Raw genomic sequence first — 25,810 nt, 5'->3', positions numbered from 1 at the left:
ATGTTGACAATCATTTTCATCTAGACCATGCTGGCCACGCCCCGCACCGCCCGCCCCGTCCGGCGGCCCAGGTGCGGGGTCCACTCCACGTGATCCCTTGGGAGCAGCATGTCGATCTTGCGTAACCGTCGAGATTTCCTGGCCCTGACCGGCGCGGCCGCCGGCGCTCTGGCGGTGGCCGGATGCGGTGGCGGGACCGGCGGCGCGACGGCGGACGGCAAGGGGCGGCCGCAGCGCGGCGGACAGTTCCGCGCCCTGTTCACCGGCGGCGGCGAGATGGAGACCATCGACCCGCACGCGGAGGCCCTCGCCATCGACATGGCCCGCACCAAGGCGCTGTTCGACCGTCTCGTGGACCTGGACGCCGACATGGCACCGGTCCCCCGGCTCGCCGAGAAGTGGGAGCCCAACGCCGACGCCACCGTATGGCGCTTCACCCTGCGCGAGGCGCTGTTCCACGACGGCAAGGCGCTCACACCCGAGGACTTGCTGTTCACCTTCGGCCGGATCCTCGACCCGAAGGCGACCACCCACTTCGCACAGAGCCTGCTCTCCGTCATCGACCTCAAGAACAGCCGCCAGAGGGGCAAGAACGTCGTCGAGGTAGCACTGAAGCAGCCCAGCGCCGACTTCCCGGCCCTGCTCGGCACGCTGGGCACGGCCGTCGTGAGCGCTCGGTACTCCGACCCGGCCAAGGCCGTGGGCACCGGGGCGTTCCGGCTGAAGTCCTTCCAGGCCGGGCGGAGTTTCGTCGCCGAGCGGTTCGACGACCACTGGGACGGCGGCGCGTACGTCGACGAACTGCGCGTCCTGTCCGCCGACACCGACGCCCGGGGCAACGCCCTGCGGGCGGGCGAGGCGGAGTTCGGCTTCGAGATGACGCCGACCTTCGCCCGGACCGTCCAGGCCGACAACTCCGTGCGGATCCTCGCCGCGAAGGGCAGCACGGCCCAGGCCATCGTCATGAAATGCGACCAGGAACCCTTCGACAACCCCGATGTCACCCTGGCGTTCAAGCTGCTCGCCGACCGCGAGAAGCTGGTCGACGTGGTCCTGGCGGGCCAGGGCGTGGTCGGCAACGACATGTTCGGCCGGGGCTACCAGTACTACCCCGACGACATACCGCAGCGCACCCGGGACGTCGCTCAGGCACGCGCCCTGCTGAAGAAGGCCGGTGTGCTCAACAAGACGCTGTCCATCTACACCTCCTCGGTGGCGACCGGCTTCGTGGAGGCGGCCACGCTCTTCGCCGAGCAGGCCGCCGACGCCGGACTCCGGGTCAGGATCACCACCGGTTCGTCGGAGACCTACTTCAAGGACCAGCTGACCAAGGGGGTGCTGGGCAGCCACCGCTCCGGCGCCATGACCATCCCGAACTACATCAACGACCGGCTGCTCACCAAGTCGGCCTTCAACGCCTCCGGTTGGCGCCGCAAGGACTTCGACGCCACCTTCGCCAAGGCCCAGTCCACCACCGACGAGGCCGAACGCAGCGCACTCTACGGCGAGTTGCAGCGCACGATCCACGACGAGGGCGGGCTGCTCGTCTGGGGCCACCCGGACTGGCTCAACGCCGTCTCGTCGCGGGTACGGGGCATCGAGGCGGCTCCGCCCAACACCCTGGACTCGGCCCGCTTCGACAAGGTGTGGCTGGCTTGACGATGCGCGGGTACGCCCTCCAGCGCCTCGCCCTCGCGGTAATCCAACTCGCCCTGCTCGCGGTGCTGGTCTTCCTCCTGACCTCGCTGCTGCCGGGCGACGCGGCCGACGTCCGCAACAACGAGGACGCCACCCCCGAACAGGTGGCGGCACTGCGCGAACAGCTCCAGCTGGACCGGCCGCTGCCGGAACGGTTCACCGACTGGGCTTCCGGCATCCTCACCGGCGACCTCGGCACCTCGCTGGTCAGCGGCGGCCCGGTGCGGGACATCCTCATCGACACGGTCGGCATCACCCTGGTGCTCGCGACCGTGACACTCGCCGTGGTCGTCCCCCTCGCGGTCGCCCTGGGCATCGCCTCGGGCCTGCGCGAGGGCGGCCGGCTGGACCGGGCCGTCTCCTCGGTCTCCCTGACGCTCAGCGCCGTACCGGACTTCGTGCTGGCGCTGCTGCTGGTGGCAGGGCTGTCGCTGAAACTCGGCTGGCTGCCCGCGACCTGGGTGGGGGTGTCGGCGGACGAGCTGCTCCTGCGGCCCGCGCTGCTGGTCCTCCCCGTCGCGGTCGTGTCCGCACGCATGATCTGCCTCCTCTCGCGGCAGGTGCGAGCGGGCATGGTGACGGTCCTCAAGGCGAGTTACGTCGTCCAGGCCCGACGCCTGGGAGTGCCGCGCCGGACGCTGATCGCGCGTCATGTCCTGCCCAACGCGGCCGTACCCGGCATCCAGGAACTGGCCCGAGTGGGCGACAACCTGGTCGGCGGCGTGCTCATCGTCGAGGCGGTGTTCGCCGTCCCCGGCGTGGCGACCGCCCTGGTGCGGGCCGTGGAGGCGCGGGACGTGCCCACCGTGCAGGGCCTGGCCCTGGTGGTCGCGGCGGCGGCCCTGTTGTTCAGCCTCGCCGCGGATCTCGTCTGCCATCGACTCGTCCCCCGCACGGAGGTACTGCGGTGAAGCTGCTCAACCGACCCGGCCCGGTGGGACTCGGCGCCGTGCTCCTCGCCCTGCCCGTGGGTGTCGCCGTGCTGGGGCCGCTGTTCACCGGGACACCGCGCGGCGGGCAGGCCGCACCGTACGCCGCGAGCGGCTCCGAGCACCTGCTGGGCACGGACGGACTGGGCCGGGACGTACTCGCCCTGCTGTTGCACGGCGGACGCAGCGCGCTGGGCATGGCGCTCGGCGCGGTCGCCCTCGCCTACCTCGTCGGCGGTTCGCTGGGCCTGCTGGCCGCTTCGACGCGCCGCCGGTGGGCGGACGAATTCCTCATCCGACCGCTGGACGTGCTGCTCCCGCTGCCGACCCTGCTGGTGATCAGCGTCGTCGCGGTGGGCTGGCGCGGCTCCCCTGTCGCCATCTGCCTCGCCGTCGCCGCGGTCAATGTGCCGCCGGTGGCCCGGCTGGTACGGGCGGCTGCGCTGGACGCGGCCAGCGGTCCCGTCACCGAAGCCCTGCGCGTCCAAGGGGAATCCCGGGTGCGCGTTCAGGTGGACCACATCGCGCGCTCGGTACTCGCGCCGGTCGCCGCCGACGTCGGCACGCGCGTCACCCTCGCCGTGTTCCTCGTCGGCTCGGCGAACTTCCTCGGGCTCGGGCTGAATCCGACGGCGCCCGACTGGGCGGTGAGCATCTCGCGCGGCCGGGAGGGCCTGCTGCTCCAGCCATGGGCGGTGCTGGCGCCCGCGGCACTGCTCGTCCTGTTCACGGTGGGCCTGAACCTCCTGGCGGACGGCGCGCTGGCCCGGTCCCGGCGCCGTACGCAGGAGGCCGTCCGATGACGGCGCGCATCACCTCCGCTCCCCCGCACGCGAACCGGCCGATGACCGGCCTCACCCACTCCCACGACCAGTACAGGAGTCCCACCCATGACCGCCCTCGTCACCGTCCGCGGACTGACCGCGCGCGCCGGGGAGACGGTGCTGCTCGACGCCGTCGACTTCGAGTTGCACGAGGGTCGCGTGACCGCGCTCGTCGGACCGTCCGGCAGCGGCAAGACCACCGCCGCCCTGGCCCTGCTCGGCGAGGCGGGCCCCGGCGTACGGCTGAGCGGGCGGGTGACGGTCGGATCCGTGACCGCCGTGGACGACGACGGCGTGACCCCTGGCGCGGCCTCACTGCTCGGCCGGGTCGTCGCCTACATGCCCCAGCACCCGGGCAGCGCCCTCAACCCGGCCCGCCGCACCGGCGCCGTACTCGCCGAACTCGCCCGGCTGCACCATCCGGGCACACCGTCAACGACACTCGTCAGCACGGCACTTGAGTCCGCTCAGCTCCCCTCCGGACGGGACGTCGAGCGGCGCTTCCCGCACCAGTTCTCCGGCGGCCAGCGCCAACGCGTCGCTCTCGCCCAGACCCTGGTGTGCCGGCCCCGCGCACTCGTCCTCGACGAGCCGAGCACCGGCCTCGACACCGTGGCCCGGATGCGGCTGGCGGGAGAACTCGCGGCGCTGGCCCGCGACGGCCTCGCGATCCTGCTCCTCAGCCACGATCAGGACCTGGTCCGCGCACTCGCCGACCACGTGGTCGTCCTGGGCCAGGGCCGCGTACTGGTCTCCGGCACTCCCAGCGAAGCCCTGCCCACCCGGCCCGTAGTCACCACCACCCGCCACACACCCCAGGCCCCCGACCAGGCTCCCGTGCTCGAAGTGCGAGGCCTGTCCGCCCACTTGCACAGCCGCGGCCGCGGACCCGTCCTGCATGGAATCGACCTGCACCTGCCCGCCGGTGCCTGTCTCGGCGTGGCCGGGCTGTCCGGCAGCGGCAAGACCACCCTCGCCCGCTGCGTCGCCGGACTCCACGAACGCCGGCGCGGCGAGGTGCTGCTGGACGGAACCGCACTGCCCGTTCTGCGTCGGCGGACCCGTGAGCAGAAGCGGCGCGTGCAGTACGTCTGGCAGGAGGTCCGTTCGTCCTTCGACGAGCGGCGCACAGTGGTCGAGCAGGTCGCCCGCGGCGCCGTACGGCTGCGCGGGCTGGCTCCCGGCGCCGCGCGGGCGGACGCCTACGGGCTGCTCGGCCGACTGGGTCTGCACGGCCAGGTCGTCGACCGGCGGCCGGGCGGCCTGTCCGGCGGCGAGTTGCAGCGGGCGGCGCTGGCACGGGCCGCCATCGCCCGCCCGGACGTCCTGATCTGCGACGAGATCACCACGGCCCTCGACCCGGCGGCCACTGAAGCGGTCCTCGCCGAACTCGCGCGGCTGCGCGAGGAGTACGGCACGGCGTTGCTGTGGGTGAGCCATGACCTGGAGCTCCTGGCCGCCGTGGCGCACCACGTCCTCGTCCTCGACGACGGCCGCATCGTCGAGACCGGCACGCCCGAGCAGGTGCTGCAGGAGCCCCGAGCCGCGCTCACCCGGCGCCTCGTGCGTGCCATGGATCTCGGCGCCGACCTCAAACCCCCGTCACGTGCAAGCAGTTGACCCGACAACGGAGGACTCATGACCGACCGGCACGCAGCCGGCGAAACCGCCACGCCCCGGGATGACGCCCGTGCGCTGCTGGAATCGCTGCCCGAGACGCTGCCCCGGGACGAGATACTGGCGCTCAACAGCTCCCCGTCCGACATCCACACCGAGCGGACGTACGCGTACCACGGCTGGACGTTCACCCTGCCGCCCGGCGTCTTCCGGCCCGGCGACACCAGCCGGATCGTGCACGACCGGCTGCTGGACGGCACCATCGCCGTCAAGGACAGGTCGTACGCGGCGATCGGCGTCGGCCTCGGAGTCGAGGCCGTGATCGCCGGCACGCTCGGGGCCCGGGAGATCTACGCGGCCGACGTCCACCCGGACAGCGTGGCGACGGCGACCGAGCACTACGCGCGTCTCGTCGGGGACCGGCCCGGCACCCGGTTCAGGCCACTCGTCTCCAACCTGTTCGAGGAGTTCCCCGACTCCGCCCGGCTGGACGTGGTCACCTTCAATCCCCCCGCGGTCTCGACGCGGACCAGCGACGACCCGACGGTGGTGCGCAACGTCTGCGTCGGTGCCGAGATCGTCCTTCGCTTCCTCGACCAGATCGTCGAGCGCGAACTGCTCGCCCCGGACGGCGTGGTGTACCTGATCGTGTCCAACACCGCCGAGCTCAGACGCATCGTCGCCCACGCGATCGAGGCCGGCTTCCGGCCCCGCGTCGCGCACCGGCAGACCTGGGAAGGCGACAACTGCCAGGCGTACCTGTTCGAGCTGACCCGTCACCACGCCGACTGACCCGTCACCACGCCGCCCGACCGTGACCACGGCCCTGACCCCGTCACCACCCCGCCTGCCCTGTCATCACACCGCCTGACCCGGAGGAGTTCGCCATGCACGAGCACATAGCCGAGGCCGTCAAGGAACCCGACGTCGTGACCGTCCCGCCGGGGGCGATCTGTCTGCGCTTCGAGACGATGAAGCTGTACTCGGCACTCGGCGCGGTCCGCCACCTGGTGGAGACCGGCCAGGTCAAGCCCGGTGACACCCTCGTCGACAGCTCCAGCGGCATCTACGCGCACGCGCTCGCCCTCGCCTGTCACCGCTACGGCCTCAAGTGCCACATCGTCGGCTCCACGACGGTGGACCGCACCCTCCGCGTCCAACTGGAGATCCTGGGCGCCACCCTGGAACAGGTCCGCCCGTCCAAGAACCTGCGCCTGGACCAGAATCTGCGCGTCGAGCGCATCGGCCAACTGCTGCGCGAGAACCCCGGCTACCACTGGATGCGCCAGTACCACGACGCCATCCACTACCTCGGCTACCGCGAAGTCGCCGACCTGGTCCGCAAGGAGGTCCCCGAGGGGCCGCTGTCCCTCGTCGGCGGCGTCGGCACCGGGGCGTCCACCGGCGCCATCGCCACGTATCTGCGCGAGGCGGGACGGGACGTGACGCTCGTCGGGGTGCAGCCGTTCGGCAGCGTCACCTTCGGTGCCGAGCACGTCCTGGACCCCGACATGATCATCGCGGGCATCGGCAGCTCCATCCCGTTCCAGAACGTCCGGCACGAGCTGTACGACCGCATCCACTGGGTCAACTTCGACTACGCCATGTCCGGCGCCGTCGAACTCCTGCGCGCCAGCGGCATCTTCGCCGGCCTGTCGGCGGGCGCCGCCTACCTGGCCACGCTCTGGGAGCGCGAACGCGACACCGGCCGTACGTATGTCTTCCTGGCCGCCGACACCGGGCACCGCTACGTGGACAGCGCCTACGCCCACCACCCCGAGGCCAGGGGGCTCGGCTCCATGCGGCCCCACGAGGTCACCGCGCAGGGCGAGCTGCGCCACCCATGGTCAGCGATGGACTGGCCGCCCGTGGACAGTGCGCTGCTGGGCGCAGCCGCCCCTGTGCTGGTACCCGAGCGGGCCTAGCGCCCCCGGCCGCCGAACCGACGCTCCACGGGGAGCTGGACGCCCCCGAACTGCCCTATGCCTCACACCCATTGAGAAAGAACCGACATGCCACCCACGCAGCCGTACTCCGTCCCCGAACTCCAGGAAGCCGTTCTCGACGGAGCCTTCGGGCCCCGACCCCAGGAGCTGGCCGTCACCAGCGCCTTCTGGCTCCACCACACGACCCGGCTGGCCGGCAGTGAGGTCACCTACCGCAATCACTACCTGCTGCTGAGGTCCGGCGACGCCTTCGGCGCCTCCTCCTTCGAGGCCGGCGAACTGGCCCCGGCCTTCTGCGCCGACGCCTCGGGCCAGACCCTCGACACGCTGATCCGGCACGGGTCGGGGGCGGTCCGCATCGCCGCGCTCGACGCCTACCTGGGACGTGTCCGACCGCACCGCGGCGCGCCGGAGGCCGAGACCGTCACCCTGCCCACCGGTACTCCCGAGACCCGGGCCCAGGCCCGGGACGCCGCCGTCGCCGGGCTCCTCGACATCCCGGCCGGGGCGAAGGTGGCCCTCATCGGTGTCGTCAATCCGCTGGTCGCGGCGATACGCGAGCGGGGCGGCCTCCCGCTGCCCTGCGACCTCAACCTGCGCAGCACCCACTGGGGCGACCCCGTCACCGACGACATGGCGGAGGTGCTCGCCGCGGCCGACGCCGTCGTCGCCACCGGCATGACCCTCGGCAACGGCAGCTTCGACGTCATCCTGGAGCACTGCCGCAAGCACGGGCTGCCGCTGGTGGTGTACGCCCAGACCGGCAGCGCCGTCGCACGGGCCTTCGTGGGCGCCGGTGTGACCGCGCTGTCCGCGGAGCCCTTCCCCTTCTCGCAGTTCAGCGCCGACGCGACCGCGCTGTACCGGTACCGGGCGGCGCAGGCATGAGCGGCCAGGCCACGAAACCGACGGCCGCGAGCGACATGGCCGTACCCAACGACCTGCGGATGGCCCGCGTGCTGTGGCCGTTCATGCTCGCCTCGGCCGTCGGTCTGGTGCCCTTCACCATCTACAGCACCTTCCTCGTCCCCATCGCCGAGGCGGCGGACGGCGGGGTCGCGGCGCTCGGTCAGCTACGCGGCCTCGGGGGCCTGGCCGCCCTGGCCGTGGGCACCGCGCTGGCCCCGCTGATCGACCGGGTGCGCAAGGACTGGGCGGCAGCGGGCGCGCTCGGCGTGCTGGCCCTCTCCGCGGCGCTGGGCGCGAGCGGTGACTTCCTGCTGCTGGCCGCCTTCTGCCTGCTCGTCGGCGCCGGTACGGCCGTGCTCAACCCGGCGCTCACCGCGGCCGCCGCGGACCGCTTCGAACACGACGCCGCCGCGGGCCGCGCGGCGACGCTGATCACCGCCACCCAGTCACTGACCGCCCTGCTCGCGGCTCCGCTGGTGGCGCTGCCGGCCCTGCTGTGGGGGTGGCAGGGCGACCTGTGGGCGATCGCCGCGGTCTCGTCCGTACTGGCCCTGTACTTCCTGCTCCGTGGCCGCCGCACCAGCACCACGTCCCGGGATGTGGCCCCCAACCCCGGCTACCTGGAGTCGTTCCGCCTCCTGGGAGCCCTTCCCGGAGTGGTCCCGCTGCTGCTGGTGGCCATGCTGCGGACGGCGGCCTTCATGGGGTACCTCGCCTATCTCGCCGCCTTCTACGACGAGCGCTTCGGTCTCGGCCCCGAGACGTTCGCGGTCGTGTGGACGCTCAGCGGCGCGTCGTTCTTCCTGGGCAACCTGTTCGCGGGCCGGATGCTGAGCGCCGAGCGGCCAAGGGTCGGCGGCGAGCGTCTGATGACGTCGGCGCTGCTGGTGGCGCTGGCGGCCCTGGTCGGGGTCTTCTTCACCGACTCGCTCATCCTCGCCCTCCCGCTGACGGCCCTCGTCGGCGCCGGGCACGCCACGGTCGCGGCCTGCGTCACCACGCTGCTGGTCCGGCGCTGCGGCTCCCTGCGCGGCACGGCGTTGAGCGTCAACGCCGCGGGCATGAGCTTCGGCGTCTTCCTCGGTGCCGGTGTCGGCGGCCTCGGGCTCTCACTCGCGGGCTATCCGGGCACCGCGGCGGCACTGGGCGGACTGACCGTCGTGGCACTGGTGCTCGCAAGGGTCGCGGCCAGATCCGTCGGCTCAACCGGTGGGCCTGCCTCGGTGTGACGCGGCGGCGGCCCGGCCACGAGCGCGCAGTCCTGTTCGTGCCGCACCGAGCCGCGGGCCACCCGAGCCCCTTCGGGACCCGCCTTGTGCATACGAAAACCATGTTCATATGATGTCGATCGACGTCGGCCCAGGAGACCGGGCCACAGGAAAGACAGAACGAGGACCATGAGATCTCCCCACCTCCGGCTCGCAGCCGGTCTGCTGCTCGGCCCGCTGCTCACCGGATGTTTCGCCTCCTCCGGCGACGACTCGTCCTCGGACACCTCCGGCACCCGCGAAGGCGGCCGGCTGCGGGTGGCCCTCGCCTTCCAGCCGACGGAGAACTACTCGCCCTACGGCAGCCAGGACGCCTTCGTCCTCTCCCGGCTCGGCGTCACCGAGGGGCTGACCCGGCTGGACGCCAACGGCACGGCCGTACCCGCGCTCGCCGAGTCGTGGCGCAGCGAACAGGGCGGCGAGAGCTGGGTGTTCACCCTGCGGGACGCCAGGTTCCAGGACGGCACCGACGTCACCGCCAAGGCCGTCGCCTCCGCCCTCACTCATGCCGCCGCGGCCGACCCCGCCCCGGCCGCGATATCCGGGGTGAAACTCACCGCCGAGGCCGTGGGCGACGGCCAGGTCAAGGTCAGCACCGCTGACGCCGACCCCGTACTGCCGCTGCGGCTGACCAACCCGAGCCTCGCGGTCTTCTCCCCGAAGGCATACGGCAAGGACGGCAGGGCCAACCCGGTCGGCACCGCCGCGGGCCCCTTCGAACTCACCAGGACCACCGGCGACACCGCGGCCACCCTGGAGCGGTTCGACGACTACTGGGGCGGGCGCGCCCAGGCCTCCGGCATCGACGCCAGGTTCGTCTCCGACGGCACCGCCCGCGCCAACGCGCTGCGCACCGGTGACGTGGACATCGCCGAAGCGCTGCCCGTCGCGCAGGTGGCGTCCTTGGACCAGGACGCCGTGCACGAGGTCAACACCGCCCGGAACACCAGCCTTTACCTCAACACCCGGGCGGGTGTCTTCAAGGACGCGGGGCTGCGGGCCGCCGCGCGCGAGGCGATCGACACCTCCGCACTCGCCGAGGGCGTGTACGAGGGCTACGCCGAGCCCGCCGAGGGCCTGTACGGCCCCGCCCTGACCTGGGCTTCCGGTAAGCGGGGCGAGCCGACCGGCCGGGCGAGGGCCGCCGACCCCCAGGGCAGCCGCATCACCATCGCCACCTACGACGACCGGCCGGAGCTGCCCGAGACGGCCCAGGTGCTCCAGCAGCAGCTCCAGAAGGCCGGCTTCACGGTGGAGCTGGAGGTTCGCACGTACGCGCGACTCGAAAGCGACCTGCTGGCCGGGAAGTTCGACGCCGTCGTCTACTCCCGCAACATGATGCTGGACACCGGCGACCCGGTCACCGTCCTGGCCGGCGACTACACCTGCGACGGCGCCAACAACGTGTCGTTCCTGTGCGACAAGAAAGTCGACAAGCTGATCGCCGCGGCACAGGCCGAGTCCGACCCCGCCCAGCGGCAGGACGCGGCCATGAAGGCGGAGGCCGCCATCCTCGGCACGGACGCGCAGATCCCCCTCGTCCACCTGAAAGTCGTCACAGGCATCGGGACCTCCATCGAGGGCGCCGTACTCGACCCGTACGAGCGTCAGTTCGTCAGCATCGGGACCCGGAGCTGACCCCCCAGGCCCGGAGTGCCGCCGCCCTGCGCGCGTTGGCGCGGGGCGGCGGCCTCACGCTGCTGTGGCGAGCCGGCCTCACGGCCGCCCTGGTGTGTGCGATCGGCCTGCTGCCGTGGCTGTCGCGCACCGACCCGGCGCTGACCGTGCTCAAGGCGCGCTCGGCGGAACGGGAGCCGACTCCCGACACGCTGCGCGCCATCCGTGAGCAACTCGGCCTGCATGAAGGGCCGTTTGCCCTGCTCGGACGCTGGCTCGGCGGACTGCTGCGCGGGGACGCGGGCCGGTCCTGGGTGTCGGACACCGCCGTACTGCCCGCCGTCGGCCAGGCGCTCGGGGCGTCCCTGCTGCTGATGGCGGGAGCCGTCGCGGTCGCCGTGGTCACGGCCGGAGCCGTGTGTGTGCGCACCCTGCGGCTCGGCTCCCGGCGGAGGCTCGGACGGGGTCCCGGCGGCACCGGCTCGGCCGTGCTGGCCGCGCTGCCCGAGTTCCTGGTCGCCTCCGTGCTGGCGTCGGTCGTCGGCGTACAGCTGGGCTGGCTGCCGGCGCTGGGATGGTACGGACCGCCGTGGATGATCCTGCCCTCGCTCGCCCTCGGTCTGCCCGCGGGCGCGGTCCTCGGGCGCATGCTGGACGACCTGCTGCCCTCCGCGTTCGCCGAACCGTGGGCGCTGGCCGCCGCCGCGCGGGGAATCCCACCGAACTCCGTGGCGCGGCGGGCACTGCGCCGCTGTGTACCCGGACTCCTGCCCAATGCCGGACTGTTCGTGGTGGGTCTGACCGGTGGCTCGGTCGCCGTCGAGCAGATCTTCGACATCCCGGGGCTCGGGCGGCTCACCCTGCGTGCCGCACTCGCCCAGGATCTGCCCGTCCTCCAGACCGGCACGCTCGCCCTGGTCGTCCTCGCGGCGGCGGCCGCCCTGCTGTCCCGGCTCGGGGCACGATGGCTGATCGGGCCCGCGCTCCGCGACGGGAGCCTGCACTCGCTGCACCGGCCCACCCCTCCGGCACCGCGCCTGGCACCGGTCGGGTTCGGGCTGCTGCTGGCCAGCGTCATCGCGCTCGGCCTGCCCCGCGATCCGCTCTCCCTGGACACCGCCGCACGGCTCCAAGCTCCCTCCTGGGCGCACCCGTTGGGCACCGACGCGCTCGGCCGGGACGTGCTGGCCCGCATCGCGCACGGCGCGCTCAGCACCCTCGGCATCGCCCTCGCGCTGAGCGCCGCCGCCCTGATGGCCGGTGTGCTGCTGGGCCTGCTGCCACGGCTGTCCGGGCCGCTGGTCGACACCGTCAACGCGGTACCTCCCGTCCTGGCCGCCCTCCTCATCACCGGCATCGCGGGCGGCGGCCCGTGGACACCGGCGCTCGCGGTCGCGGCCGTGGCCTGGGCCCCGCTGGCCACCCACACCTCGTCCCTGCTACGGCAGGAGCGTGCCACCCTGCACCTCACCGCGACCCGCGCGCTCGGCGCCGGGCGCTGGTACCTCCTCCGGAACGAACTGCTGCCCGCCGTCCTGCCTCCCGTCGTCCGACACGCCCTGCTCCGCTTGCCCGGTATCGCGCTGAGCCTGGCCGCACTCGGCTTCCTCGGCCTGGGCTCACAGCCGCCGTCCCCCGAATGGGGCCTGCTGCTCGCCGAGAACCAGCCCTACGTCGAACGCGCCCCCTGGGCCGTCCTCGCCCCCGCCGCCCTCCTCGCCCTGCTCGGTGCGCTGGCCGTAACGGCGGCGGGCGGAGTACGGCTGCCCCGGCCGAGGCGGCGGCCCGTACCACCCGCTCTGCCCGAACCCGCGGAATCACAGCCCGACGCCGCCCTCTTGGCCTCCCCCTCTCTCACCCACACCTCTGGACGATGACCCAGCTCTTCTCCCGTCGCCTGCCTCAGCGCACCGCGACCGGCCCCAAGTCCCCTCGCGAGCGCACCTGGAAGCACCTCTCCCCGCTGCTGAAGCTGCTGATCGTCACCCAACTGGCCTTCAACGTCGGCTTCTTCGCCGTGCTGCCCTTCCTCGCCGAGCATCTGGGCACGGCGATCGGCATGGCGGGCTGGCTGGTCGGTTTCGTCCTCGGCCTGCGGACCTTCAGCCAGCAGGGTTTGTTCGTGGTCGGCGGCTGGCTCGTCGACCGGTACGGAGTGCGGCCGGTCGTCCTGGTGGGCTGTGTGCTGCGGATCGCCGGTTTCGCCTGGCTCGGGTTCGCGGAGGCGACCTGGGCCGTGATCGGGTCGGTGCTGCTGATCGGCTTCGCCGCCGCGCTGTTCTCCCCCGCCGTGGAGTCGGAGGTGGCCCGCCAGGCGGTGCTCTGGGAGGAGGCCGGCCACGGCTCCCGCACCCGCGTCCTCGCCCTGCTGTCCGCGGCGGGCCAGGCCGGCGCCTTCGTCGGCCCCTTGCTCGGCGCTCTGCTGCTCGCCGTCGACTTCCGGGTGGCCTGTCTCGCCGGGGCCGGGGTCTTCGTGCTCGTCCTCGCGGGGCATGTGTGGCTGATGCCGCAGCACATCCCCGGCCGGGAACGGGTCCGGGACCGAGGTGGCATCCGCGCGTTGCTGCGCAACCGCCGTTTCCTCGCTCTGTGCTGTGCCTACGGCAGCTATCTCCTCGCCTACAACCAGCTCTACCTCGCCCTGCCCGACGAGGTGGAACGCGCGACCGGCTCGCAGGCGTCGCTGTCGTGGCTGTTCGCCCTGTCCTCCCTGCTGGTCGTGGGTGCCCAACTGCCGGTCACGCGCTGGGCGAGCGACCGCCTCGATTTGAGCCGTTCCATGGCGAGCGGGCTGCTGCTGATCGCGGCCGGATTCGGGGTCGTGGCGGCGGCCCGCCCAGCGAACTGGACGGGTCTCGCCGGGCTGCTGCCCGCCGCCGGGTACGTCGTCCTCCTCACGGTCGGCCAGATGCTGGTCGTGCCCGCCGCCCGCGCCTGGGTGCCCGACCTCGCCGAGGGAGGCCGCCTCGGCCTCTACACCGGTGCGCTGTCCTCCGTCTCCGGCCTGATCGTCCTCATCGGCAGCTCCGCCACGGGCTCCCTGCTCGACCTGGGTCTGCCGGCCGCCGTGCCGTGGCTGGTCCTCGCCGCCGTACCGGCGCTGGCGGTGACTCTGCTGCCGCGCGAACCGGAACCGGCCGCTCGCTGATCTCGCGGTCACTCCTGTTCGTAGTGGCTCGGTCTGCCGTCCCGGTGGACCAGTCGGCCAGGCGTTCGGCGCGGGCGCGAGGCAGGAGGGTCCAAGTGCCGTTCGTGCGGCGCAGGGCTGCCGAGTGCCAGGGCGTGGTCCAGGCGTCCGGGGCGTCCAGGAGGCGGATGCCGAATTCGGGGCGCCGACCGGCTGCGGGTGGATGGACAGGCGTACGGCGTGCGGGGGGTGCTCGGCGATCAGGGCGCCCATGCGCGGCTGCGCTGGATGACGCCGTACGCCCGCTTGCGGCACTCGCGTTGGCGGGCTGAGCGGGTGCCGGTGAAGGCGGCGGTGCCCTCGAGGAGGAAGCGGGTGATGCCCCGGTAGAGCCCGAGGGTGTGGTCCTCGGAGCGCACCTCCGCGCAGCCGCTCATGACTCCGCGCGGGTGGGCGCGGGGGCGGTGGTGCGGTGGTGGGGCAGGGGCAGGTTCACGTTGTGCAGCCTGCTGTCCGGCGGCATCGACTCCACCGTCCTCACCGCCCTGCTCGCCGACGAACTCCGGTCGCGCGAGGGCCCCGACGCCCGCATCCGCAGTTACGCCGTCGACTACAGCGACCAGGCCGAGCGATTCACCGGTGACGTCCTTGACCACCGGCCACGACACCCCGTTCGCCACTGAGGCGGCGCGTTCATCGGGACCGGCACGTCGGCCTCCAGCTGCCAGCCATGCTCAACCGGTCCTCGCGGTGCAGGAGTTGGCGCAGCCAGCGGGTCAGGCACAGGTTGAGGTAGGCCACACACGGCCCGGGCAGCACCGTGCCGTGGTGTACACGCCCCGCTCAGCACCCCCCGGGCGTCGAATGGCGACCGCGGGACTGGTGCGGCGGATTTCGGTCACGGTAGGCTCTGCCGGCCCGCGACGCCCACGCCGTTGCGCACCCGTCAGCGGTGATCGCGCGAGCTCCGATACGCAGACCACACCGGCAGCCGGCCGACGATCATGCGTGGCGGGAAATGAACGGTCACCGAGTCGCACACGTATGAGTGCGGCAAGAAGCGGGGCAGCCCGACGAACGCGAGGAGGAGCCATGGCCGACCGTGGCCTGCTTCGCGCCTCGCGGGTGGCGGTGTTCAGCCTGGTGTGCGTGCTGCTGGCCGCCACCGGGCACGGCTTGGCGGCCGGACACCAGCCGCCGCTCGTGCTGGTGGCGGTCGGCGGCACGGCGATCGCCGTCACCGCCGGACGCCTCGCCGGGCGCGAGCGCTCCCTGGCGCAGATGGGCGGCGCGGTCACGGTCACCCAGGTCGCCCTGCACCTGCTGTTCACGGCGGCCGGCCCCGCCAGCGGCACAAGTGCACCCTCCGCGCACCACGACCGGCATGCCGGACATGCGCCGCATGCGGAGCACCATGCCCCGGTAATCGCGCCAGGTACCACCGGGACAGGAGCCGAGACGGTCGGCATAGGCCTGGACGCCGCCCACCCGAGCCCCCTCATGCTGCTCGCCCACCTGGTCGCCGGGCTCGGTGCCGCCTGGTGGCTGCGCCAGGGGGAGGCCGTGGTGTGGCGGCTGTGCCGCCTGCTCGGCGCACCCGTGTCGGCCACGCTCCGCGCTCTGGTCCTGCTGCGCCGTTGGGCGCGGCACCGGGCGGCGCTGCTTCGGCATCATGTGGCGCCCCTGCACGTAGCGAACCACGAACCGCCCTTCGGTACCCGGGTCCTGGAACACGCGCTCGCCCGGCGCGGGCCGCCTCCCCTGTTCACCCGCTGATCCGGCCGAAGCGAGGGTGCCCGCGCACCGCTCGTCCGGCCGGTGTTCTCGCCGCGCCTGCCCGGGACTCACCCCGCCGCAGGCGCCGCCCGTCCAGCAGTGAACAGTGACCCGGTTCCCGCCGTGAGCCGGGCTGACTCCAGGAGCTGAGCCCCTTCATGAGCAGCACGTCCGAAGCCTCCGACGAAGCCCCATCCGCCGATTCCCCTCAGGCCCCGTCCCTCGACTCGCCCGAGACCCTGTCCCCAGACTCCTCCACCTCCTCCGACCACAGCCGATCGCCCGCGCGGACCGCCGACGCGCCCACCGGTCGTACCCGTTCCGGCTGGTGGCCCCTGCTGACCCGGCTGCACTTCTACGCGGGCATCCTCGTCGCCCCCTTCCTCCTGGTCGCGGCCCTGACCGGGCTGGCCTACACCGCCGTGCCGCAGCTCGACCAGCTCGTCTACGGCGACCAGTTGCGCGTGGAGCAGGTCGGCGACCAGCCCAGGCCGCTGACCGAACAGATAGCGGCCGCGCGGAAGGCCCACCCCGAGGGCACGATCATTTCCGTCGTCCCGCCCGACGCGCCGGACCACACCACCAAGGTCGTGCTCTCCGTCCCCGAACTCGCCGAGCAGGACAAGCAGCGCACGGTCTACGTCGACCCCTACACCGCCGAGGTGCGCGGCGCCCTGACCACCTGGTTCGGCTCGACGCCGCTGGCCACCTGGCTCGACGACCTGCACCGCCACCTGCACCTCGGCGAGCCGGGCCGGCTCTACTCCGAACTCGCCGCGAGCTGGCTGTGGGTGCTCGTCCTGGGCGGTCTGACGCTGTGGCTCGGACGCCGCCGTACGTACGCCGGCGGCTCGAAGCGGAACACCGTGCTGCCGGAACGCGGAGCCCGAGGGGTACGCCGCAGCCGCAGCCTCCACGCGGTCACCGGGGTGTGGATCTCCCTCGGCCTGCTCGCTCTCAGCGCCACGGGGCTGACCTGGTCCACGTACGCGGGGGAACGCATCACCGACCTGCGGACCTCGCTGAGCGCCTACGCGCCCGAGCTGGACACCGCCACCTCCGGCGCGTCCGGATCCTCGGGGCACGACCACTCGGGCGGCGAGGACGCCACGGCCGGCGGCCTGCCGGAAGGACTCACCGTCGACCGGATCCTCGAGAAGGCCCGGGCCGCGGGCCTCGACGGGCCGGTGGAGATCAGCACGCCCGCCGACGACAAGAGCACCTGGACGGTGGCCCAGACCGACGGCCTGTGGCCGGTCCGCAAGGACCAGGCGGCCATCGACCCCCACAGCGGCGAGGTCACCTCGCGGGTCGACTGGGCAGACCATCCCACGCTCGCCAAGCTCAGCACGCTCGGTGTGGGCGCCCACATGGGCACCCTCTTCGGCCTGGTCAACCAGATCGTCCTCGCCGTCATCGCCCTCGGCCTGACCGTGGGCATCGTGCTCGGCTACCGCATGTGGTGGCAGCGCAGGCCCACCCGGGCCGACCGCCGCGCCCGAGTGGGCCGCCCGCCCGCGCGGGGCACCTGGCGGAAGCTGCCCTGGGCGGCCCTGGCCGTCGCCGTGCCGCTGGCCGTCGCCGTCGGCTGGGCCGTGCCCCTGCTGGGCTGGTCACTGCTGGCCTTCCTGGTCCTGGACGGTGTGCTCGGCCTGATCCACCGCCGGCGCGCCGGCCGTTCGGCCGCGGGAGCCTGAATCACCGAGATCCGTCGCTGCTGACCGGATAGGGCACGAAGGTGCTGCTGTGGTGGTCGATGAGCAGCGGGCGGCCCAGCGGTGGGGCCGCCCGCTGCGGGCAGTCGAGGCGTTCGCAGACGCGGCAGCCCATGCCGATCGGTGTGGCGGCGGAGGCGTTGTCGAGGTCCAGGCCCTCGGAGTAGACGAGCCGGTGGGCGTGGCGGATCTCGCAGCCCAGGCCGATGGCGTACGTCTTTCCGGGCTCGCCCCAGCCGCCGCGGTGCCGGGTGACCGCGCGGGCCGTCCACAAGTAGCGCTGCCCGTCGGGCATTTCGGCGACCTGGACATGGATGCGGCCGGGCGCGGCGAAGGCCTCGTAGACGTTCCACAGTGGGCAGGTGCCGCCGGCCCGGGAGAAGTGGAAGCCGGTGGCGGACTGCCGCTTGGACATGTTCCCGGCGCGGTCGACGCGGACGAACGAGAAGGGGACCCCGCGCAGCCGAGGGCGCTGGAGGGTGCTGAGCCGGTGGCAGACGGTCTCGTAGCCGAGGCCGTAGTGGTCGGTGAGGCGTTCGATGTCGTAGCGCAGTTCCTCGGCCGCCTCGCGGAAGGCGGTGTACGGCAGGATCAGCGCGGCGGCGAAGTAGTTGGCGATGCCGATCCGGGCCAGGGCGTGGGCGGGTGTGTCCGCGGGGAAGTCCTCGGCGGCCAGGCGACCGAGTTCCGGGCCGTGTTCGAGGAGCGCGAGCTGGGTGGCCATCCGGAACGCGCGCTGGCCGGGGCGGAGCCGGGTGGACAGGTGGAGGGTGCGGGTCGGCTCGTCGTAGTGGTGCAGATGGTCGCCCGAGCCGGTGGACAGGCGGATGCCATGGGCGTCGACGAGCCGGGCGGACAGGGCCCTCAGCACTTCACTCGGTCGGATGCCGATCTCCTGGGCCAGCCGCTCGGCGGCGAGGTCGGTGTCATGGAGGTAGTTCTCGCGGCGGTAGAAGAAGTCGCGGATCTGCTCGTGGGGTGAGCGGGTCGTCTCGTCGTCAGCTCCCGAAAGCCGCTCGGACAGCTGCTGGTTGCGGCGGCCCAGGTCCAGCAGCACCTGGGCCACGGCGGGCATCCGCGAAGCGAGTTCCGCGAGGTCGGACGGGGACACCCGGGCCTCGGCGATCTCGCCCGTCAGGGCCTCACGCAGGTCCGCGACGAGCCGGGTGGTGTCGCGCTCGGAGAAGAAGCCGGGGTCGACGCCGAAGGTCTCGGTCAGGCGCAGCAGAACGGGGACGGTGAGCGGCCGGGAGTCGTGCTCCATCTGGTTGAGATAGCTCGGCGAGATGCCGAGGACCCGGGCCAGTTCGGCCTGGCTCATCCGGCGTTCCTCGCGCAGCCGGCGCAGCCGCGCACCGGCGTAGGTCTTGCTCACCTGTGCTCCTCTCACGGGCCGGGACCCGGTCAGCGTACGCGAACCCGGACCCGTGACCACCCTTCGCAAGGTTGGCAAACGGCGGCCCGAAGATTCGCAGAACTTGGCAATCATCCACGGTTGATGGCACCCAGTGCCAATGTCAGAGTTTCACTGCGGCCCGCCGGGCCCGGCAGGCACCGCCCGGCATCGGGGACGCGATTCATGCCCTGACATCGGAGATTCCGGCACGGGCGGAGTCCGCGTCGGCAGCATTGCTCCGCTTCACCCTCCGGGGTGACGGCGGGCCGCACTCCAGTCGCAAGACACGCAGTGCCACGTTCGCGAAGGCGGCGGGGCATTGGCAGACGCAACAGACCGAGGAGACGGTGACAGTCATGGCAGAGGCGAGGACGCAGGCAGCCGAGGAACTGGCACGACGCTGGGCCACCGACACGCGGTGGAACGGCATCGAGCGCACCTACAGCGCCGAGGACGTCGTCCGGCTCTCCGGCAGTGTCCGGGAGGAGCACACCCTGGCCCGCCGCGGCGCCGAGCGGCTGTGGCGGCAGCTGCACGAGCGGGACTACATCCACGCGCTCGGCGCGCTCACCGGCGGCCAGGCCGTCCAGCAGGTGAAGGCAGGTCTCCAGGCGATCTACCTGTCGGGCTGGCAGGTCGCCGCCGACGCCAACCAGGCCGGCCACACCTACCCCGACCAGAGCCTGTACCCGGCCAACTCCGTGCCCCAGGTGGTCCGCCGGATCAACAACGCGCTGCTGCGCGCCGACCAGATCGCCACCAGCGAGGGCGACGGCTCCGTGGACTGGCTCGCGCCGATCGTCGCCGACGCGGAGGCCGGCTTCGGTGGCCCGCTCAACGCCTTCGAGCTGACCAAGGGGATGATCGCGGCCGGCGCGGCGGGCATCCACTACGAGGACCAGCTCGCCTCCGAGAAGAAGTGCGGCCACCTCGGCGGCAAGGTGCTCGTGCCCACCTCCCAGCACATCCGCACCCTCAACGCGGCCCGCCTCGCCGCCGACATCGCCGATGTGCCCACCGTCATCATCGCCCGCACCGACGCGCTGGCGGCCAACCTGCTGACCTCCGACGTCGACGAGCGTGACGCCGAGTTCGTCACCGGCGAGCGCACCGCGGAGGGCTTCTACCGGGTCCGCAACGGCATGGCCCCCGTCATCGCCCGCGGCCTGGCCTACGCGCCCTACGCCGACCTCATCTGGGTCGAGACCGGCACCCCGGACCTCGCCCAGGCACGCGAGTTCGCCGAGGCCATCCACGCCCAGTACCCCGACCAGATGCTCGCCTACAACTGCTCGCCGTCCTTCAACTGGAAGGCCGCGCTGGACGACGACCAGATCGCCAAGTTCCAGCGGGAGCTGGGCGCGATGGGCTACCGCTTCCAGTTCATCACCCTGGCCGGCTTCCACTCCCTGAACCACGGCATGTTCGACCTGGCCCGCGGCTACGCCGAGCACGGCATGACCGCCTACGTCGACCTCCAGGAACGGGAGTTCGCCGCGCAGGCGCAGGGCTTCACCGCCGTCAAGCACCAGCGGGAGGTCGGCACCGGCTACTTCGACCTCGTGTCCACGGCCGTCAACCCCGCCTCTTCCACGACCGCGCTGGCCGGTTCCACCGAGGAGGAGCAGTTCCACTAGGCCGACACACCTGACCAGCGGGGGCGTACGACCGTCCCCGTACGCCCCCGCTCCCCACCCCTCCCGCAGGAGAACCCGATGTCCACCAGCGCACTCACCCACCACGTCCGCGTCCTCGCCGCCCCGGGCGACCGCCACGACGAGATCCTCACCCCCGCCGCCCTGGACTTCGTCGGACGGCTGGCCGCGGAGTTCGGCCCGCGCCGACAGGATTTGATGAAGGAGCGGCGCCGCCAGGTGCTGCGCCTGGCCAGCGGTTCTCCGCTCGACTTCCCCGTGGTCACCACCGCCGTCCGCGACGACCCGAGCTGGCGCGTCGCACCGCCCGCCCCCGGACTGACCGACCGGCGCGTGGAGATCACCGGACCGCCCGAGCGCCGCATGGCCGTCAACGCCCTCAACTCCGGCGCTCAGGTGTGGATGGCGGACTTCGAGGACGCCACCGCCCCCACCTGGGACAACGTCATCGACGGTCAGCTGACCCTGCTGGACGCCATCGAGCGCAGACTCGACTTCACCAGTCCGGAGGGCAAGGAGTACCGGCTCGGCGAACGGCTCGCCACCATCGTCGTGCGGCCGCGCGGCTGGCACCTCGACGAGGAGCACCTGGAGTTCGACGGCCGACCGGTGCCCGCCGCGCTGGTGGACTTCGGGCTGTACTTCTTCCACTGCGCGCAGCGTCAGATCGACGCCGGCCAGGGTCCGTACTTCTACCTGCCCAAGCTGGAGAACCGCTACGAGGCCCGTCTGTGGAACGACATCTTCGTCGCCGCCCAGGAGCTGCTCGGCATCCCCCGCGGCACCGTCCGCGCCACCGTCCTCGTCGAGACGATCACCGCCGCATTCGAGATGGAGGAGATCCTCCACGAGCTGCGTGAGCACAGCTCCGGCCTCAACGCGGGCCGCTGGGACTACCTGTTCAGCCTGATCAAGACCTTCGGCCACCGCACCGACTTCCTGCTGCCCGACCGGGCCAACGTGACGATGACCGCGCCCTTCATGCGGGCGTACACCGAACTCCTGGTCCGCACCTGCCACCGGCGCGGCGCCCACGCCATCGGCGGCATGGCCGCCCAGGTGCCGAGCCGGGACCCGGCCGCCCACGAGGCGGCGCTCGCCTCGGTGCGCCTGGACAAGGAGCGCGAGGCGGAGGACGGCTTCGACGGGTCCTGGGTGGCCCATCCGGGTCTCGTGCCGGTGTGCCGCGAGGTCTTCGACGCGGTCCTCACCGACCGCCCGCACCAGATGGACCGCACCCGTGACGACGTGGCGGTCACGGCGGCCGACCTGCTGTCCGTCCGCCGGATCAGCGGTCCGCCCACGGCGCAGGGAGTGCGCACCAACGTCGCCGTGGCGTTGCGCTACTTCGACGCCTGGCTGCGCGGCCAGGGCGCGGTCGCGCTGTACGGGCTGATGGAGGACGCCGCCACGGCCGAGATCGCCCGGGTGCAGATCTGGCAGTGGCTGCGGCACCGGGTGATCGAGCGGGAGGCGGTACTGCGGATGCTCGACGAGGAGGCCGCCGCCCTCGGCGCCGAGCTGCCGTGGGCACGGGTCGAGGAGGCGCGGGAGCTGTTCGAGCGCACCGCCCTCACCGGTGAACTGCCGCTGTTCTTCACCCCGGAGGCCTACTCCGGCCACCTCGTCGAGCGCGCGGAGCCGCGGTCATGAGCGCGACTGTCCGGCGCGTCGGCGTCGTGGGCGGCGGGCAGATGGGGGCCGGCATCGCCGAGGTGTGCGCACGGGCCGGGCTCGACACGGTGGTCTGCGAGGCCGACGCCACCGCTGCGCGGGCGGCACGCGACCGGGTGGCGGCCTCGCTGGACCGTGCAGTCGCCCGCGGCAAGCTGGATCCGGCGGCGGCGCGGGACGCGCTCGCCCGGCTGGTCTTCACCGGCAGCCTGGAGGACCTGGCGGACCGTCAGCTCGTCGTCGAGGCCGTCATCGAGAACGCCGACGCCAAGACCGAGATCTTCACCGCCCTCGACAAGATCGTCGTGGACCCGGAGGCGATCCTCGCCACCAACACCTCCTCCTTGCCGGTGATGCGCCTCGGCATGACCACGAGCCGCGCCGACCGCGTGGTGGGGCTGCACTTCTTCAACCCCGTGCCGGTGCTGCCCCTGGTCGAGGTGGTGGCGTCGCTGCACACCTCGCCCGCGACCGTGACCGCCGTCGAGCGCTTCGCGGCCGAGATCCTCGGCAAGAGGGTCGTCCACTCCCGCGACCGCTCCGGCTTCGTCGTCAACGCACTGCTGATCCCCTACCTCCTCTCGGCGATCCGCATGACGGAGTCCGGCTTCGCCACCGCCTCCGACATCGACGCCGGCATGGAGCTGGGCTGCGCCCACCCCATGGGCCCGCTGAAGCTCGCCGACCTGATCGGGCTCGACACCGTCGCGTCCATCGCCGAATCGCTCTACGACGAGTTCAAGGAACCTCTCTACGCCCCTCCCCCGCTGCTCCAGCGGATGGTCGAGGCGGGGCTGCTGGGCCGCAAGACGGGCCGCGGGTTCCACGTGTACGGCCGGGAGTGAGCACCCCGGCACCACGGGACCACTCACTCGACTCCCCGTCCGAATACCGGACTTGCTCCACCGCTCCCCCGGATCGCCCCGTACGCTGGCCGTGCAGCTGGTTCGCCCCGTCCGCCAGGCGGGATGCGTCGTAAGAGGGAACCCGGTGGGAATCCGGGACTGCCCCGCAGCGGTGAGTGGGAACGACCGCCGTCATACGCACTGGACCCGACCTACCGGGTCTGGGAAGCGACGGCCAGTAGATGTCCTCCGGACGGAGGGCGTGCCCGCGAGTCCGAAGACCTGCCAACTGCCCGCGCGCGGACCGTTCCGTGCGCGGACATCCCGGTGACCTCGAGGGCGGGTCGGCGTACCACCGGGCGGACCGCTGTCCGCCGGGTTCGTCACCCCTTCGCGCTCTCGTCCCGTCCCCGGGATCTCAGGGATTCATCTCGCGAAGGAGATCTCCGTGACAGCGAAGTCCGCAGCCGCGGCAGCACGGGCCACCGTGTACGGCTACCCCCGCCAGGGCCCCAACCGGGAACTGAAGAGGGCGATCGAGGGCTACTGGAAGGGCCGCGGCACCGCCGACGCCCTCCACGCCACCGCCGCCGACCTGCGTGCCGCCACCTGGCGCCGGCTCGCCGACGCCGGCATCGACGAAGTCCCCACCGGCGACTTCTCGTACTACGACCACGTACTCGACACCACCGTCATGGTCGGCGCCGTCCCCGAGCGGCATCGCGCCGCCGTCGAGTCCGACGCCCTCGACGGCTACTTCGCGATGGCGCGCGGCACCCAGGACGTCGCGCCGCTGGAAATGACCAAGTGGTTCGACACCAACTACCACTACCTGGTCCCCGAGCTGGGACCGGACACCACTTTCAGCGCGCACTCCGCCCAGCAGGTCGCTCACCTCAAGGAGGCCCTCGCGCTCGGCCTGACCGCCCGACCCGTCCTGGTCGGACCGGTCACCTACCTGCTGCTCGCCAAGCCCGCGCCGGGGGTGAGCGCGGACTTCGAACCCCTCACCCTGCTCGACCGGCTGCTGCCGGTGTACGCCGAGGTCCTGGCCGATCTGCGGGCCGCCGGCGCCGAGTGGGTCCAGCTCGACGAGCCCGCTTTCGTACAGGACCGTACCCCGGCGGAGCTGAACGCCCTGGAGCGCGCCTACCGTGACCTGGGCGCCCGCACCGACCGGCCGAAGCTGCTGGTCGCCTCGTACTTCGACCGGCTCGGCCAGGCGCTGCCGGTCCTGGCGAAGGCCCCGGTCGAAGGGCTGGCCCTCGACTTCACCGCGTCCGCCGCCGCCAACCTGGAGGCGCTCGCCGCTGTCGGCGGACTGCCCGGCAAGCGGCTGGTCGCCGGGGTCGTCGACGGCCGCAACATCTGGATCAACGACCTTGCGAAGTCCCTGTCCACGCTCGGCACCCTGCTCGGTCTCGCCGACCGGGTCGACGTCGCCGCCTCCTGCTCCCTCCTTCATATGCCCCTGGACGCGGCCGCGGAACGGGACATCGAGCCTCAGATCCGGCGCTGGCTCGCCTTCGCCCGGCAGAAGACGGCCGAGATCGTCACCCTCACCAGGGCACTGACCCGCGGCACGGACACGATCACCGCGGAACTCGCCGCCAACCGGGCCGACCTGGCCTCCCGCGCGGGTTCGCCGATCACCCGCGACCCGGCCGTGCGCGCCCGCGCGGGGGCGGTCACCGAGGCCGACGCGCGCCGCGCCCAGCCGTACGCCGAACGCGCCGCCGCCCAGCGTGCCCACCTGGGCCTGCCGCTGCTGCCGACCACGACCATCGGCTCGTTCCCGCAGACCGGTGAACTGCGTTCGGCGCGCGCCGACTTGAGGGCGGGCCGGATCGACACGGCCGGCTACGAGGAGCGGGTCAGGGCCGAGATCCAGGAGGTCGTCGCCTTCCAGGAGAAGGCCGGCCTGGACGTCCTCGTGCACGGCGAGGCCGAACGCAACGACATGGTCCAGTACTTCGCCGAGCGGCTCACCGGCTACCTCGTCACGCAGCACGGCTGGGTCCAGTCCTACGGCACCCGCTACGTCCGCCCGCCGATCCTCGCCGGCGACATCTCCCGTCCCGAGGCGATGACGGTGCGCTGGACGACGTACGCCCAATCGCTCACGGACCGCCCGGTCAAGGGCATGCTCACCGGTCCGGTCACCATGCTCGCCTGGTCCTTCGTCCGCGACGACCAGCCGCTCGGTGAGACCGCCCGCCAGGTCGCCCTGGCCCTGCGTGACGAGGTCAACGACTTGGAGGCGGCTGGTACTTCGGTGATCCAGGTCGACGAGCCCGCCCTGCGCGAGACACTGCCGCTGCGCGCCGCCGACCGTGCCGCGTACCTGGCCTGGGCCACGGAGGCCTTCCGGCTCACCACCGCCGGCGTGCGGCCGAACACGCAGATCCACACCCATATGTGCTACGCCGAGTTCGGCGACATCGTGCAGGCCATCGACGATCTCGACGCGGACGTCATCAGCCTGGAGGCCGCCCGCTCCCACATGCAGGTGGCCCGCGAACTCGCCGCGCACGGCTACCCGCGCGAGGCCGGACCGGGCGTCTACGACATCCACTCGCCGCGCGTACCGAGCGCGGCGGAGGCGGCGGAGCTGCTGCGCATCGGCCTTGAGGCCATCCCGGCCGAACGGCTGTGGGTCAACCCCGACTGCGGCCTGAAGACCCGCGGCTGGCCCGAGACCCGCACCTCCCTGGAGAACCTGGTGACGGCGGCCCGAGCGGTCCGCGGGGAGCTGCCGACGACCTGACATCGACATCGCCCGGCCGGGAAGCGGGGTTCTTCGTTTCCCGGCCG

19 protein-coding genes, 1 pseudogene and 1 riboswitch are annotated in these 25,810 nt (G+C 72.4%); of the genes and pseudogenes, 18 read left to right on the top strand and 2 right to left on the bottom strand.

Annotated elements, in window-relative coordinates; all coding sequences use genetic code 11:
* Positions 1–108 precede the first annotated feature (108 nt).
* The 11 genes from AC068Z_RS34955 (at position 109) to AC068Z_RS34905 (ending at position 13,956) form a co-directional block, all read left to right on the top strand.
* Complete coding sequence (locus tag AC068Z_RS34955; RefSeq protein WP_478565075.1) at positions 109–1,659, top strand: ABC transporter substrate-binding protein; 1,551 nt, start codon at positions 109–111, stop codon at positions 1,657–1,659.
* Between the two features lie 2 nt (positions 1,660–1,661).
* A complete protein-coding gene (locus AC068Z_RS34950; RefSeq protein WP_478565461.1) occupies positions 1,662–2,609 on the top strand; it encodes an ABC transporter permease in 948 nt (315 codons plus the stop codon).
* Positions 2,606–3,430, top strand: a complete 825-nt coding sequence (locus tag AC068Z_RS34945) for an ABC transporter permease (protein ID WP_478565072.1) — start codon at positions 2,606–2,608, stop codon at positions 3,428–3,430. The genes AC068Z_RS34950 and AC068Z_RS34945 overlap by 4 nt, the downstream gene beginning before the upstream one ends.
* Before the next feature lie 87 nt (positions 3,431–3,517).
* On the top strand, positions 3,518–5,071 hold the full coding sequence (locus AC068Z_RS34940; RefSeq protein WP_478565069.1) for an ABC transporter ATP-binding protein: 1,554 nt from the start codon (positions 3,518–3,520) through the stop codon (positions 5,069–5,071).
* Between the two features lie 18 nt (positions 5,072–5,089).
* Positions 5,090–5,860 (top strand): class I SAM-dependent methyltransferase, encoded by a 771-nt coding sequence (locus tag AC068Z_RS34935; protein ID WP_478565066.1) that lies wholly within the window; start codon positions 5,090–5,092, stop codon positions 5,858–5,860.
* A 95-nt stretch (positions 5,861–5,955) separates the two neighbouring features.
* Positions 5,956–6,993 carry a pyridoxal-phosphate dependent enzyme gene (locus tag AC068Z_RS34930; RefSeq protein ID WP_478565063.1) on the top strand — a complete coding sequence of 346 codons (1,038 nt, stop codon included), beginning with the start codon at positions 5,956–5,958 and terminating at the stop codon, positions 6,991–6,993.
* 87 nt (positions 6,994–7,080) lie between these two features.
* On the top strand, positions 7,081–7,902 hold the full coding sequence (locus AC068Z_RS34925) for a Rossmann-like domain-containing protein (RefSeq protein WP_478565060.1): 822 nt from the start codon (positions 7,081–7,083) through the stop codon (positions 7,900–7,902).
* Entirely contained in the window at positions 7,899–9,152 is a 1,254-nt protein-coding gene (locus AC068Z_RS34920) for an MFS transporter (protein ID WP_478565057.1), read from the top strand. The genes AC068Z_RS34925 and AC068Z_RS34920 overlap by 4 nt, the downstream gene beginning before the upstream one ends.
* Before the next feature lie 168 nt (positions 9,153–9,320).
* Positions 9,321–10,829, top strand: coding sequence for an ABC transporter substrate-binding protein (locus AC068Z_RS34915; protein ID WP_478565054.1), 1,509 nt, complete (start codon positions 9,321–9,323; stop codon positions 10,827–10,829).
* 353 nt (positions 10,830–11,182) lie between these two features.
* On the top strand, positions 11,183–12,685 hold the full coding sequence (locus AC068Z_RS34910; RefSeq protein WP_478565458.1) for an ABC transporter permease subunit: 1,503 nt from the start codon (positions 11,183–11,185) through the stop codon (positions 12,683–12,685).
* The gene (locus tag AC068Z_RS34905; protein WP_478565051.1) at positions 12,682–13,956 is read left to right on the top strand and encodes an MDR family MFS transporter; all 1,275 of its coding nucleotides are present in this window, start codon (positions 12,682–12,684) and stop codon (positions 13,954–13,956) included. Before AC068Z_RS34910 ends, AC068Z_RS34905 begins: the two co-directional genes overlap by 4 nt.
* 8 nt (positions 13,957–13,964) lie before the next feature.
* Here the strand turns inward: AC068Z_RS34905 and AC068Z_RS34900 are convergent.
* A pseudogene (locus AC068Z_RS34900) lies at positions 13,965–14,363 on the bottom strand (L-tyrosine/L-tryptophan isonitrile synthase family protein); the annotation flags it as partial.
* Between the two features lie 69 nt (positions 14,364–14,432).
* Between AC068Z_RS34900 and AC068Z_RS34895 the strand changes: the two are divergent.
* The 3 genes from AC068Z_RS34895 to AC068Z_RS34885 all read left to right on the top strand — a co-directional run bounded on the left by AC068Z_RS34895 (position 14,433) and on the right by AC068Z_RS34885 (position 17,408).
* Complete coding sequence (locus AC068Z_RS34895) at positions 14,433–14,618, top strand: asparagine synthase-related protein (protein WP_478565048.1); 186 nt, start codon at positions 14,433–14,435, stop codon at positions 14,616–14,618.
* 409 nt (positions 14,619–15,027) lie between these two features.
* Positions 15,028–15,711, top strand: a complete 684-nt coding sequence (locus AC068Z_RS34890) for a hypothetical protein (protein WP_478565045.1) — start codon at positions 15,028–15,030, stop codon at positions 15,709–15,711.
* 158 nt (positions 15,712–15,869) lie between these two features.
* On the top strand, positions 15,870–17,408 hold the full coding sequence (locus tag AC068Z_RS34885; RefSeq protein WP_478565042.1) for a PepSY-associated TM helix domain-containing protein: 1,539 nt from the start codon (positions 15,870–15,872) through the stop codon (positions 17,406–17,408).
* 1 nt (position 17,409) lies between these two features.
* On the opposite strand, the gene AC068Z_RS34880 is transcribed toward AC068Z_RS34885, so the two are convergent.
* Positions 17,410–18,801, bottom strand: coding sequence for a short-chain fatty acyl-CoA regulator family protein (locus AC068Z_RS34880; protein ID WP_478565039.1), 1,392 nt, complete (start codon positions 18,799–18,801; stop codon positions 17,410–17,412).
* Between the two features lie 377 nt (positions 18,802–19,178).
* Here AC068Z_RS34880 and aceA point away from each other — a divergent pair, with 377 nt between their 5' ends.
* The 4 genes from aceA to metE all read left to right on the top strand — a co-directional run bounded on the left by aceA (position 19,179) and on the right by metE (position 25,763).
* Positions 19,179–20,459 (top strand): isocitrate lyase, encoded by a 1,281-nt coding sequence (aceA, locus tag AC068Z_RS34875; RefSeq protein ID WP_478565036.1) that lies wholly within the window; start codon positions 19,179–19,181, stop codon positions 20,457–20,459.
* A gap of 78 nt (positions 20,460–20,537) precedes the next feature.
* The gene (gene aceB / locus AC068Z_RS34870; RefSeq protein WP_478565033.1) at positions 20,538–22,130 is read left to right on the top strand and encodes a malate synthase A; all 1,593 of its coding nucleotides are present in this window, start codon (positions 20,538–20,540) and stop codon (positions 22,128–22,130) included.
* Entirely contained in the window at positions 22,127–22,996 is an 870-nt protein-coding gene (locus AC068Z_RS34865) for a 3-hydroxybutyryl-CoA dehydrogenase (RefSeq protein WP_478565030.1), read from the top strand. Before aceB ends, AC068Z_RS34865 begins: the two co-directional genes overlap by 4 nt.
* Before the next feature lie 81 nt (positions 22,997–23,077).
* Positions 23,078–23,300, top strand: a riboswitch (cobalamin riboswitch).
* A gap of 144 nt (positions 23,301–23,444) precedes the next feature.
* Positions 23,445–25,763, top strand: a complete 2,319-nt coding sequence (gene metE, locus AC068Z_RS34860) for a 5-methyltetrahydropteroyltriglutamate--homocysteine S-methyltransferase (protein WP_478565027.1) — start codon at positions 23,445–23,447, stop codon at positions 25,761–25,763.
* Positions 25,764–25,810 lie beyond the last annotated feature (47 nt).

This window comes from Streptomyces sp. NPDC043726, assembly GCF_056436565.1.
Note: the sequence above shows the minus strand (reverse complement) of the source record. Positions and strands in the feature narration are given on the sequence as shown.